This is a genomic window from Qipengyuania sp. R86523 (assembly GCF_044596365.1).
Taxonomy (GTDB): Bacteria; Pseudomonadota; Alphaproteobacteria; order Sphingomonadales; family Sphingomonadaceae; genus Qipengyuania; species Qipengyuania citrea.
In genome coordinates, this window is sequence record NZ_CP138997.1 from 2,038,091 (window position 1) to 2,049,573 (window position 11,483).

Below are 11,483 nucleotides of genomic sequence, written 5' to 3' on the forward strand. Positions count from 1 at the left end.
AACTGCTTGGCTGCCGCAAGGATGCAAAACGCCCCCCGGCGCAAGCGCCGCGGGCGCTGTCAGGCGTCGGCCAGCAATTCGCGCGCCGAGACGCCGAGGCGGTCCATCCGGGCCCGGATCTCGGGCCATTCGACCTGCAGGAACTGTTCGCGTTCGGACTGGCGGAGCCGGTTCGCGGCGCCCTCGACCACATACATGCCGACGCCGCGCTGAACTTCGACCAGGCCGTCGTTCTGGAATTGCTGATAGGCCTTGGCGACGGTGAGCGGATTGGCGCCCTGCTCTGCCGCCAGCGCGCGCACCGAGGGCAGCATCTCGCCCTCGGCATAGCGGCCGTCGATGATTGCCGCCGCGATCATGTCGCGCAGCTTCATATAGACCGGCTTCGACTGGTTGCTCATCACTTGTCCCCGCAACAGACTGCATCAGTGCCATAATACAGCGCGGCGCACAAGGTTCCCGCCCTAGCAGGGAATACCTAGGGGCGCCCGCTGACAGACGGTCACTGCTGTAACTAATGCTTCACATGGGCGCGCAAGACGTTACGGTGCGCCGCCATTCGGCCATCGGGTCGCACAACGAATTTGGTTCAGGGAAAGGCCACTGAATGAAGGACATGGCACTGTGGAACGAAGGGGACTGGATCGCCGCGATCGCGTCGGTCATCCTCGCAGCGTTCCTGATTGTAGGCGCTTACGCGGTTACGCGACCGCAGGAAGAGGTCGGAGGACACCCCAAGGGCCTGTATATCCTGTTCTTCGCCGAAATGTGGGAGCGGTTCTCCTACTACGGCATGCGCGCGCTGCTGATCTTTTACCTGACCCAGCACTGGCTGTTCAACGATAGCGCGTCGAACATCGTCTACGGCGCGTATGTCAGCCTCGTCTACATCACCCCGGTCCTCGGCGGCTGGTTGGCCGACCGTTATCTGGGCCAGCGCAAGGCCGTGCTGTTCGGCGCCGTCCTGCTGACCTTCGGCCACTTTTTCATGGCCTTCGAAGGCGGCGGCGGACAGGCCGATCCGATGATCAACGTGTTCTGGCTGGCACTGGCCTTCATCATCGTCGGTTCGGGCTTCCTGAAAGCGAACATCTCGGTGATCGTGGGCCAGCTCTACCCGCGCACCGACGTGCGCCGCGACGGTGCCTACACCATCTTCTACATGGGCATTAACGTGGGCGCCGCGGTTGGCACGATCATTGCCGGCTATCTCGGCCAGACGCTCGGCTGGGCCTATGGCTTCGGTGCCGCGGGCATCGGCATGCTGCTCGGCCTCGTGGTCTTCGTGCTCGGCAAGCCGCTGCTGCTCGGCCGCGGCGAACCGCCCAAGCCGCTGGCCAAGACCACCGAGATCACGATGTACGGCATCGGCATCCTCGGCGTCGCCGTCATGTGGGCGCTGATCCAGTACCAGTCGGTCGTCGGCGGCCTGATGCTGGTGTGCGGCATCGCCCTGCTGGCATACGTGCTGATGCAGGCGTTCAAGCTCGAGAAGGAACCACGCGAACGGCTGTTCGCGATCCTGTTCCTGATCGCGCTACAGCCGCTGTTCTGGGGTCTGTTCGAACAGGCGGGTGGTTCGCTCAACCTGTTCACCGATCGCTATATCGATCGGCAGGGTGTCCCGGCATCGCTGTTCCAGTCGATCAACCCGATCTACATCATCCTGCTGGCCCCGGTGTTCGCCTCGCTGTGGACCTGGCTCGGTCGGCGCGGGCTCGAACCCTCGACACCGGCCAAGTTCGGTCTGGGCCTGATCCAGCTGGGCTTCGGCTTCCTGGTGCTGGTCTGGGGCGCTGCGACGGTGGATGCGAATGCGCTGATCCCGGTGATCTTCCTCTTCGGCATCTACCTCTTCCACACCACCGGCGAACTGTGTCTCTCACCCGTCGGGCTTTCGGCCATGAACCGCCTTGCGCCGACGCATCTCGCGTCGCTGATCATGGGTGCCTGGTTCTTCGCCACGGCCGGCGGCAATTACGTGGCCGGGATGATCGGGGCAGCGACCGGCGGCGAAGACGGTGTGATGACCCGCGAAGGCACGCTCGATATCTACTGGCAGATCGGCCTGATCGCCATCGCCGTGGGCATCGTCGTCATCCTCATCTCCGGATTGGTGAAGCGTCTGATGCACCTCGATACGCTGCAGGACGACGACGTCGGCGACGACCTGCTCGGCCAGAGCGAGGGCCCGGGCGAGCCGCAGGGTGCCGGGATCCATCCGGAAACCCGCCCCAACAGCTGACGGGCAACCGGCGCCGATCTGCGAACCGCTTGATAGCGCCGACAAAATGCAATTGACCGCACGGGCCGGGGCAGCGATGCTCCGGCCCGACTGCATTGGGGGTTCCATGACACGTATTGCCTTGCTCGCCTGCGCGGCCGCATTCGCGGTTGCCGGATGTTCCACCACCGGGGGCGACGGCGTGGCCTCGGCCTCCGCAAAGGACTGGAGCGCCCCCGTCGGCGAGGACGGCAGGGTGCCCTTCGCATCGACTTATGCACCCTATCCCGGCCGCCCGACCGCGCTGACCGGCGCAACCATCTATGACGGGCGCGGCGGCATGATCGAGAACGGCACCGTGCTGTTCCGCGATGGCAAGGTGGTGGCGGTGGGCGATGCCTCGCTGGCCACCGATGGCTACGACCGGATCGATGGCACCGGCAAGTTCGTCACCCCCGGCGTGATCGACATCCATTCCCACCTGGGCGACTATCCCACCCCCAGTGTGCAGGCGCATTCGGACGGCAATGAAGCGACCAGCCCGATGACGCCCGAAGTCTGGGCCGAACATTCGGTCTGGCCGCAGGATCCGGGTTTCACCCGCGCGCTGGCCAATGGCGGCGTCACCAGCCTGCAGATCCTGCCCGGTTCGGCGAACCTGACCGGCGGCCGGTCGGTCACGCTGAAGAACGTTTCCGCGCGCACCGTGCAGGGCATGAAGTTCCCCGGCGCGCCCTATGGCATGAAGATGGCGTGCGGCGAGAACCCCAAGCGCGTCTACGGCGGCAAGGGCCGCATGCCCTCGACCCGGATGGGCAATTTCGCGGTCAACCGGCAAATGTGGCTCGATGCGCAGGCCTATGACGGCAAGAAACGCGATCTCGGCAAGGAAACGCTTAAGGGCGTGCTCGACGGCGAAATTCTCGTCCACAACCATTGCTACCGCGCCGACGAGATGGCGCTGGTGATGGATATGGCCAAGGAGATGGGCTACAAAGTCACCGCCTTCCACCACGCGGTCGAAGCCTACAAGATCGGCAACCTGCTGCGCGAAAACGACGTCTGCAGCGCGATCTGGGCGGACTGGTACGGCTTCAAGATGGAAGCCTATGACGGCATCCTCGAGAACGCTGCCTTCCTCCAGCGCGAAGGCGCCTGCGTCGTGATCCATTCCGATGACGAGAACGGCATCCAGCGGCTCAACCAGGAAGCCGCCAAGGCCCAGGCGGCGGGGCGCCGTGTCGGTCTGGACATTCCCGACGCCGAAGTGGTCGGCTGGTTCACCTACAACGCCGCGAAGGCCATGGGCATCGCAGAGATGACCGGCAGCCTCGAGGCCGGCAAGATGGCCGATGTCGTGCTGTGGAACGGCAACCCGCTGTCGGTCTATTCGCGGCCCGAAAAGGTCTGGGTCGATGGCGCGCTGATGTTCGACGCGATGGACCGCAGGCGGCAACCGGTCAGCGATTTCGAGCTTGGCCAGCCCGGCGAAGGAGACGTGAAATGATGCGCCTTGCTACTCTCCTTGCGACCGCTGCCTGCGCCCTTGCGACGCCCGCCGCCGCGCAGACCTTCGCGGTGACCAATGCCACGGTCGCAACCGGCGACGGCGGCGAACCGATCGAGGACGGTTATGTCGTCGTCGAAAACGGCGCGATCGCACAAGTCGGCCACGGTACGCCCAGCGGCAACTATTCCGTGATCGACGCGGGAGGCGCTTGGGTGACCCCCGGCATCTTCGCAACGGTGACCAATCTCGGATTGTGGGATGTCGGCGCGGTCAGCGAATCCAACGACAGCCGGGCCGGCAATTCGCCTTTCAGCGCGGCACTCGACGTCGCCCCGGTGGTCAATCCGGCATCGCAGCACATCCTCGTCCACCGCGCCGCGGGGATCACGCGCGCAGCGACCGTAACGATGCCTTCGGCTTCGATCTTCGGCGGCCAGGGGGCGCTGATCGATCTCGGCGCCGATCCGCAGGCGATCAGCCGTCCGCGCGCTTTCCAGGTGGTCACGCTGGGCGAGCGCGGCGGGCGGATTGCCGGCGGAAGCCGCGCTGCGACGCACGCGTTGCTCCGCAATGCCCTGCGCGAAGCGGGCAGCTACGGTGACGGCGCACGCATCCCGGCGGGCGGCGCCCGCGCCGACCTGCGCACCGGCGACGACTTGCCGATTGATCCTCGACTGACGGGACGCGAAACCGAGCGCGCCGGCGATGCCCTGCTGACCCGGTTCGATGCTGCCGCGCTGGTGCCCGTGGTGCGCGGCGAACAGCCGCTCTATGTCTATGTCGAACGCGCGTCGGACATTCGCGCCGCGCTGGCGCTGACGCAGGAATTCCCGCGTCTCGAACTGGTCCTGGTGGGCGCCAGCGAAGGCTGGCTGGTCGCGGACGAGATCGCAGCCGCGGGCGTTCCGGTGATCGCCGACGGGCTGGACGACCTGCCCGCGAATTTCGAGGAACTGGCTGCCACACAGAGCAATATCGGCCGGATGGTGAAGGCGGGGGTCAAAGTGGCGATCAACGCCGCCGCGATGGAAAACCCGCGCAACCTCAACCAGTATGCCGGCAATCTGGTGGCGCTGACCCGCATCCCGGGTGCCGACGGGCTAAGCTGGGGTGAGGCTTTCGCGGCAATCACGTCCGTGCCGGCCAGCATCAGCGGCATGGGCGGCAAGGCGGGCGTGCTGGCGCCGGGTGCGACCGGCGATCTGGTGATCTGGGACGGCGACCCGCTCGAAGTCGGCGCCATGCCGGTGAAGGTCTATATCGACGGGATCGAGCAGCCGCTCGACAGCCACCAGAGCCGCCTGCGCGATCGCTATCGCGATCTCGACACCAGCGATCTGCCCAAGGGCTACGACTGGTAGGGCGATGAAGGACATGCGCACCACCCTGCTGGCGCTTGGCGCAGCGGCGGCAGCCATCGGCTTCCACGCGCTGGCGGCGCAGGATACGGCTGACCGGTCGCAGGATATTGCCTGGATGAACGCGCAGCAGGCCTATCTCACGGGATTGTCCGCCGAAGACGGCTGGCGGGTGATGCCCGGCGGCCTGCGCTGGCGCTATGTCGATTATGCCGGAAGCACGCAAAGCCCGCGCGTCGAAGACACGGTGACCGTGCATTACGCCGGCACCTTCATCGATGGCGAGACCTTCGATTCCAGTTTCGAGCGCGGCGAACCGGCAACCTTCCCGCTGAACCGCCTGGTCAAGGCGTGGCAAATGGCGATCCCGGAAATGGGCGTGGGCGACACAATCGAAATCGCCGCCCCTGCCGACCTCGCTTATGGGCCCCGCGGCAAGGGGCCGATCCCCGGCGGAGCCACGCTGCTGTTCACCGTCCAATTGCTCGGCATCGAACCCGCCGCCTGACTTGCTATCGACGATGCCGCTTGCTTCGCGGCACAGGCCTGCTACCCATGTTGATGCTGTAAACATGGAGGGGTTAATGGATCACGCCCTGGTTTCGCTGCTTGCCGCTTCGCTCGCTTTCGTCGGCATGCATTTCGCGCTGTCGCATCCGCTGCGTGCGCCAATGGCCCGCAAGCTGGGCGAGAACGGCTTTCGCGCGCTCTATTCGCTGGTCGCGCTGGCTACGTTCGTCTGGGCCGCCCGCGCGTTTCGAGCCGTCGGGCCCGGCGGCACTCCGCTGTGGAATGGTTCGGGCGACGCCATATGGGCCCTTGCCACCGCCATCATGCTCATCGCCTCGATCCTGCTGGCAGGCTCTTTCCAGCGCAACCCCGCCCTGCCCGATCCGCGGGCGGCAGCGCATGCGGCGCTGGCCCCGCACGGGGTCTTCCATGTCACGCGGCACCCGATGATGTGGTCTTTCGCGCTCTGGGCCGCCGCGCACATCCTGGTGAGCCCGACTCCGCGCCAGATCATCCTTGCCGGCGCCATCGGTCTGCTCGCACTGCTTGGTGCGCATCTGCAGGACCGCAAGAAGGAAAGCCAGCTGGGTGATGCATGGGCCGGCTGGGAAGCACGGACGAGTTACTGGCCGCGCTTCGCCGGGCTTGCGCGCGCAGGTACTGCGGCCTGGATCGGCGGAATCGTAATCTGGCTTGCCGCCACCTACGGCCATATCCACGCCAATGGCATCGCCGCTGGCGTGTGGCGCTGGTTCTAACCACCCTCTGACGGTTCAAGGCAGCGGCGCTCGTCCTGACAGGCCCGCATATCCTCACGCGATTTGCGGTCGATCGCGACGAACCGGTCCCATTCGCGGCCGTTCATCCGGCTGATTTCGGCAGCGACATAATCATGCCGGTCCGCCGCGTCGTCGGAGACGCCCGAGCGCAGGGCGAACTCCGTATGGTCCAGATTGATCTGGTACGAAGCCTTTGCGCCATAGACCGGCGCCACGAAGGAGCGGCGAAACGCGGACAGGTCATCGCCGCATTGCCGGGCAGCCACGCGGGAGATTTCGGGCCGTGATCGTCCCTGCAGGGTGGCAACGCACTGCGGATAGGGTTGCTGCTCTGCGCAGGTGAAGTCGGGCGGCTCGCCCAGATGGTCGCGCGCCCAGTCGGCCAGTGCCTGGGGTACGGCAACCCCGCAGCGTGCCACTGGCGGGCGGGGATCATCCGGAACCGGTGTGCGCGTCGGAACCGGCGTTGGCGTCGCGGTGGGTGCAGGCGTGGGCCCTGGGGGCGCGTCGGTGCGACTGGGGTGCGGGCCAGGCGAGACGAATGGCGAGGGTTCCGGCATGGGAGTGGGCTGCGGCGGAAGGCCGCGTTCGCTGGCGAACACGAATGTAGCAAAGCCGACCACGCCGCCGACCAGCGGAAAGACGACCGAGCGCTTGAGCCACTTGCCCGTTTCCTCGTCACGCGGCTGCCAAATCCCGGCAAGCGCGGCGAAACCGAGCAGTACGACCCCGACAAACAGGCCGACGCACGTCCAGACGACGACCGCGAGAACCCCTGCCGGCATGCCATTTCCCCCTTCGCTCCGGCGCGAAGTCTCACCGATTTTCGGGCGACTGGCAAGCGCGGCCCCGACCGGGCCCGGTCAGGTGCCCTTGAAGACGGGCGCGCGTTTCTCGAGCAGGGCGTCCACCCCTTCCATGTGATCATCGGTCAGATGCATCATCGCCTGCGTGTTGGCGGCCAGTTCAAGCGCCGAATCGTAGCTCATCGAACGCCCCTGCCGCATCAGGTTCTTCGCATGGCGCAGCGCGTGCGGGGGCATGGCGGCGATCTTGGCGGCGAGCGCCTGCGCTTCGGACACCAGCGCTTCGCCCTCGACCACCCGGCTGACCAGTCCCCAGTCGCGCGCGGTGGCCGCATCGATCACATCGCCGGTGTAGAACAGCTCCGCCGCGCGCGCCTCGCCGATGATCCGCGGCAGGATCCAGGTTCCGCCATCGCCCGGGATGATGCCCAGCTTGAGGAACGTCACGCCGAACTTGGCACGGTCGCTGGCGATCCGCATATCGGCGAGGCAGGCGAGATCGCAGCCGAGCCCGATTGCCGGCCCGTTGACCGCTGCGATCAGCGGCACGCGCAGCGAATACAGCGCGCGCAGGACCTTGTGGATGTTGTTGCGATAGCCATCGGAAATCTCGGGCGCGGTCCCGCCGAAAGTGCCCGTGCGCTGTTTCATCGCCTTGATGTCGCCGCCCGCGCTGAACGCGCGTCCGGCCCCGGTCAGGATGACGCAGCGCACATCCATATCGGCATTGATCGCATCGCAGGCGGCGACGAAAGCATCCCCGTCGCCCTTCGCGCCGAGCGGGTTCATGGTGTCCGGACGATTGAGCGTCAGCGTCGTGACGTGATCGGACGTTTCTACAGTCAGCAGGGTCATGCAGCCTCTCTTTCGCCCGCGGTCTTGCCAGTCCGCAGCGCGATGCGAAAGAGCTAGCATGGGCGGGTGGCAGCCCGGTGGAACCGCGGCAGAAAAACGCGGACACCCGCGCCCGGTCAGGCGCGCGCTTCTTCGACCCCGGCGCTGTTGTGCCGCAGCGCGTTCAGCACCGTATCGACGATATGCGGCGCATTGAGCCCGGCTTCGTCATACTGCTTGGCGGGATCGTCATGGTCCTGGAATACGTCGGGCAGCCGCATCGTGCGCACCTTCAGCCCGGAATCGGTCAGCCCCTCATCGCTGGCGAAGGTCAGGACATGCGCGCCGAGGCCGCCCACGGCGCCTTCCTCGACCGTCACCACCACATCGTGGCTGCGCATCAGTTTCTCGATCAGCGCGGTGTCGAGCGGCTTGGCGAACCGCATATCCGCAACCGTGGTCGACAGCCCCTTGGCTTCGAGCAGGTCGGCAGCCTTCTTCGCCTCTTCCAGCCTTGCGCCAAGTGACAGGATCGCGACTTTCGAGCCTTCGCGCACGATCCGGCCCTTGCCGATTTCCAGCTTCTCGAGTTCTTCGGGAATTCCCACGCCCGTGCCCGCACCGCGCGGATAGCGGAACGCGATCGGGCCTTCGTCATATTCCGCCGCAGTGTAGGTCATATGCGCCAGCTCGGCCTCATCGGCGGCGGCCATGACCACGAAATTGGGGAGCGTCGCGAGATAAGTGACGTCGAAGCTGCCGGCATGCGTGCAGCCATCCGCACCGACCAGACCGGCGCGGTCGATCGCGAAGCGCACGGGCAGGTTCTGGATCGCCACGTCGTGGACCACCTGGTCGTAGGCCCGCTGCAGGAAGGTCGAATAGATCGCCGCGAAAGGCCGCATGCCCTGCGCCGCCAGCCCTGCGGCAAAGGTCACACCGTGCTGTTCGGCGATGCCCACGTCGAACGACTTGTCCGGATGCGCCTTGGCGAACTTGTCGACGCCGGTGCCGCTGGGCATCGCGGCGGTGATCGCACAGATACGCGGGTCGGTGTTTGCAAGCTTGGCGAGCGTTTCGCCGAAGACGTTCTGGTAGGCGGGCGGTCCGCCCTTCGACTTCTTCTGTTCGCCGGTGACCACGTCGAACTTGGCGACACCGTGATACTTGTCCGCGCTGTTTTCGGCCGGGGCATAGCCCTTGCCCTTCTGCGTCACGACATGGATCAGCACCGGGCCCTGTTCGCTATCGCGGATGTTCTCGAGCACGGGAATGAGGTGCTCGAGATTGTGCCCGTCGATCGGCCCGACGTAATAGAACCCCAGCTCTTCGAACAGAGTGCCGCCGGTCGCCATGCCGCGCGCGTATTCTTCTGCCTTCTCGAGCCCGCCCCACACACGCCGGCCGAGCTTCTTGGCGATCTTCGAGGCCATGGTGCGCAGCCCGAGATACTCGCTCGAGGACACCATGCGCGCGAGATATGCCGACAGCCCGCCGACCGGCGGCGCGATCGACATGTCGTTGTCGTTCAGAATGACGACCAGCCGGTTGCCTGCCTGTTCGGCGTTGTTCATCGCCTCATAGGCCATCCCCGCGCTCATCGCGCCGTCGCCGATCACGGCGATGCCACGGCCGGGCTGGCCCTGCATCTTGTTCGCCATGGCGAAGCCGAGCGCAGCCGAGATCGATGTCGAGCTGTGCGCCGCGCCGAAGGGATCGTATTCGCTTTCGGCGCGCTTGGTGAAGCCGCTGAGGCCTCCGCCCTGCCGCAGCGTGCGGATGCGATCGCGCCGCCCGGTCAGGATCTTGTGCGGGTAGCACTGGTGGCCGACGTCCCAGACGAGCTTGTCCTCGGGCGTGTTGAAAACATAGTGGATCGCCGTGGTCAGTTCGACCACGCCCAGCCCCGATCCCAGATGCCCCCCCGTCTGCCCGACGGCGTCGATCATTTCGGCGCGCAATTCGTCGGACAATTGGCGAAGCTGGTCCTTCCCCAGCTGGCGCAGATCTTCGGGGGTATTGACCGTATCCAACAACGGCGTCTTGGGGCGGGTAGTCATAAACGAAGGCCCTACACCGGTAGAACGAAACTGTCGATGAACGCTTTAGCGGCAGGATCGCACGATCCGCCGCTGGCGCTCAGCTGGCGCAATCGTCGCACAGGCCGCGCAATTCCACCACCGGCCGGACATCGGTAAAGCCGGCATCGCGGCCCGCTTCGCGCAGCGCGCCCGAGACGCGTTCGTCGTCGATATGGGTGGCCTTGCCGCAATCGTCGCAGATCAGGAAAATGCAGTCGTGCCGGCAACCGGGATGCGTGTTGACCAGATAGGCATTCGCGCTCTCGATCCGGTTGGCCAGATTGCTGCGGACGAACAGGTCGAGGATGCGGTAGACGCTGTTGGGAGCCACCCGCTTGCCGCGGCTTTGCGACAGATTGTCGGCAATGTCGTAGGCGCTGGCGGGTTTGTCGTGCCGCGCCAGTTCTTCGAAGACCGACTGCCGCATGCCAGTCCATTGCTCACCGCTGTCGGTGAGGGTGTCGCGCGCGGCCGCGATGAGTTCCGCGCCCTGATGTTCCTGATGTGCGTGCCTGGCCATGCGCCCGAAGTAAGCGCGCGCAGGGCCTATCGCAAGCTAGTCGGGCTGGAAACGCGCCGAATAGGCCCCCGGGTAAAGCGCCTTGAGAGCCTTCACCTTGGGAGCGTCCCACCGCACGATGTACCGGTGACGCGGGTTCTTGAGCATGAAGTCCTGGTGATAGGTTTCGGCAGGATAGAACGCCTGCGCGCGTTCGATCCGCGTGACGATCGGCTTGTCCCACAGATCGACAGATCGCAGCTGCGCCAGATAGGCCTTGGCGACCGCGTTCTGTTCGGCCGACAGCGGCACGATCGCGCTGCGATAATGCGCCCCGACGTCGGGGCCCTGCCGGTCGAGCTGGGTCGGATCGGTGACGACCGAAAAGAAGATACGCAGCAGCTGGTCATAGCGGATGACCTTGGGATCGTAGGTTACCCTGACCGCCTCGGCGTGGTCGGTGATCCCGCTCGATACGAGCTTGTAGTGCGCCTGCCGCTCGGTCCCGCCATGGTATCCGGAAACCGCGCTGGTTACGCCGCGGACATGGCTGAAAACCCCTTCGACGCCCCAGAAACAGCCGCCGGCGAAGATCGCGGTCTTGAGGCCGGATCCCTCCTTGGCCGCCCGCTTTGCCGCCGGTGCCTCGACCGCCTTTTCAGCGGCGAGCAGCGGTTGCTGACACGCCGACGCGCCAAGCGCGAGCGCTGTTGCAGCGATGGCGTGACGCCAGCGCATCACAGGATCGAGGCGACCAGTTGCGGAACCGCAGACAGGAAATCGCTGCCATTCGAGAGCAGGACTGCCACGGCACCAAGGCCGAAGCCGATGCCGAAATTGCGATAGAGGTCGGATGTGAACAGGGCCATGAGGGGGGTGCTT

12 protein-coding genes are annotated in these 11,483 nt (G+C 65.8%); 5 read left to right on the forward strand and 7 right to left on the reverse strand.

Annotated features, from left to right (window positions below):
* Positions 1-59: 59 nt before the first annotated feature.
* The gene (locus SJY12_RS09940) at positions 60-401 is read right to left on the reverse strand and encodes a GntR family transcriptional regulator (RefSeq protein WP_050601568.1); all 342 of its coding nucleotides are present in this window, start codon (positions 399-401) and stop codon (positions 60-62) included.
* A 206-nt stretch (positions 402-607) separates the two neighbouring features.
* On the opposite strand from SJY12_RS09940, the gene SJY12_RS09945 reads away from it, so the two are divergent.
* The 5 genes from SJY12_RS09945 to SJY12_RS09965 all read left to right on the forward strand — a co-directional run bounded on the left by SJY12_RS09945 (position 608) and on the right by SJY12_RS09965 (position 6,360).
* Positions 608-2,245, forward strand: a complete 1,638-nt coding sequence (locus tag SJY12_RS09945) for a peptide MFS transporter (RefSeq protein WP_063505152.1) — start codon at positions 608-610, stop codon at positions 2,243-2,245.
* Positions 2,246-2,351: 106 nt separating this feature from the next.
* The gene (locus tag SJY12_RS09950) at positions 2,352-3,731 is read left to right on the forward strand and encodes an amidohydrolase (RefSeq protein ID WP_397505261.1); all 1,380 of its coding nucleotides are present in this window, start codon (positions 2,352-2,354) and stop codon (positions 3,729-3,731) included.
* Entirely contained in the window at positions 3,728-5,095 is a 1,368-nt protein-coding gene (locus SJY12_RS09955) for an amidohydrolase family protein (protein ID WP_397505262.1), read from the forward strand. Before SJY12_RS09950 ends, SJY12_RS09955 begins: the two co-directional genes overlap by 4 nt.
* Before the next feature lie 13 nt (positions 5,096-5,108).
* On the forward strand, positions 5,109-5,600 hold the full coding sequence (locus SJY12_RS09960) for an FKBP-type peptidyl-prolyl cis-trans isomerase (RefSeq protein ID WP_397505263.1): 492 nt from the start codon (positions 5,109-5,111) through the stop codon (positions 5,598-5,600).
* A gap of 76 nt (positions 5,601-5,676) precedes the next feature.
* Positions 5,677-6,360, forward strand: a complete 684-nt coding sequence (locus SJY12_RS09965; RefSeq protein ID WP_397505264.1) for an NnrU family protein — start codon at positions 5,677-5,679, stop codon at positions 6,358-6,360.
* Here the strand turns inward: SJY12_RS09965 and SJY12_RS09970 are convergent.
* From SJY12_RS09970 to SJY12_RS09995, 6 genes are all read right to left on the reverse strand, one after another.
* Positions 6,357-7,166, reverse strand: a complete 810-nt coding sequence (locus SJY12_RS09970; protein WP_397505265.1) for a hypothetical protein — start codon at positions 7,164-7,166, stop codon at positions 6,357-6,359. The two genes, SJY12_RS09965 and SJY12_RS09970, sit on opposite strands and share 4 nt — an antisense overlap.
* Positions 7,167-7,244: 78 nt before the next feature.
* Positions 7,245-8,042 (reverse strand): crotonase/enoyl-CoA hydratase family protein, encoded by a 798-nt coding sequence (locus SJY12_RS09975; RefSeq protein WP_397505266.1) that lies wholly within the window; start codon positions 8,040-8,042, stop codon positions 7,245-7,247.
* A gap of 116 nt (positions 8,043-8,158) precedes the next feature.
* Entirely contained in the window at positions 8,159-10,081 is a 1,923-nt protein-coding gene (dxs, locus tag SJY12_RS09980; protein WP_397505267.1) for a 1-deoxy-D-xylulose-5-phosphate synthase, read from the reverse strand.
* A 79-nt stretch (positions 10,082-10,160) separates the two neighbouring features.
* The gene (locus SJY12_RS09985; protein WP_050601560.1) at positions 10,161-10,622 is read right to left on the reverse strand and encodes a Fur family transcriptional regulator; all 462 of its coding nucleotides are present in this window, start codon (positions 10,620-10,622) and stop codon (positions 10,161-10,163) included.
* A gap of 36 nt (positions 10,623-10,658) precedes the next feature.
* A complete protein-coding gene (msrA, locus tag SJY12_RS09990; RefSeq protein WP_063511531.1) occupies positions 10,659-11,339 on the reverse strand; it encodes a peptide-methionine (S)-S-oxide reductase MsrA in 681 nt (226 codons plus the stop codon).
* Positions 11,339-11,470, reverse strand: coding sequence for a hypothetical protein (locus tag SJY12_RS09995; RefSeq protein ID WP_255357763.1), 132 nt, complete (start codon positions 11,468-11,470; stop codon positions 11,339-11,341). Before SJY12_RS09995 ends, msrA begins: the two co-directional genes overlap by 1 nt.
* Positions 11,471-11,483 lie beyond the last annotated feature (13 nt).

What these genes read in the sequence shown, in the direction of transcription:
- SJY12_RS09940 (WP_050601568.1), bottom strand. Translation starts at nt 401, where the DNA reads ATGAGCAACCAGTCGAAGCCGGTCTATATGAAGCTGCGCGACATGATC.
- SJY12_RS09945 (WP_063505152.1), top strand. Translation starts at nt 608, where the DNA reads ATGAAGGACATGGCACTGTGGAACGAAGGGGACTGGATCGCCGCGATC.
- SJY12_RS09950 (WP_397505261.1), top strand. Translation starts at nt 2,352, where the DNA reads ATGACACGTATTGCCTTGCTCGCCTGCGCGGCCGCATTCGCGGTTGCC.
- SJY12_RS09955 (WP_397505262.1), top strand. Translation starts at nt 3,728, where the DNA reads ATGATGCGCCTTGCTACTCTCCTTGCGACCGCTGCCTGCGCCCTTGCG.
- SJY12_RS09960 (WP_397505263.1), top strand. Translation starts at nt 5,109, where the DNA reads ATGCGCACCACCCTGCTGGCGCTTGGCGCAGCGGCGGCAGCCATCGGC.
- SJY12_RS09965 (WP_397505264.1), top strand. Translation starts at nt 5,677, where the DNA reads ATGGATCACGCCCTGGTTTCGCTGCTTGCCGCTTCGCTCGCTTTCGTC.
- SJY12_RS09970 (WP_397505265.1), bottom strand. Translation starts at nt 7,166, where the DNA reads ATGCCGGCAGGGGTTCTCGCGGTCGTCGTCTGGACGTGCGTCGGCCTG.
- SJY12_RS09975 (WP_397505266.1), bottom strand. Translation starts at nt 8,042, where the DNA reads ATGACCCTGCTGACTGTAGAAACGTCCGATCACGTCACGACGCTGACG.
- dxs (WP_397505267.1), bottom strand. Translation starts at nt 10,081, where the DNA reads ATGACTACCCGCCCCAAGACGCCGTTGTTGGATACGGTCAATACCCCC.
- SJY12_RS09985 (WP_050601560.1), bottom strand. Translation starts at nt 10,622, where the DNA reads ATGGCCAGGCACGCACATCAGGAACATCAGGGCGCGGAACTCATCGCG.
- msrA (WP_063511531.1), bottom strand. Translation starts at nt 11,339, where the DNA reads ATGCGCTGGCGTCACGCCATCGCTGCAACAGCGCTCGCGCTTGGCGCG.
- SJY12_RS09995 (WP_255357763.1), bottom strand. Translation starts at nt 11,470, where the DNA reads ATGGCCCTGTTCACATCCGACCTCTATCGCAATTTCGGCATCGGCTTC.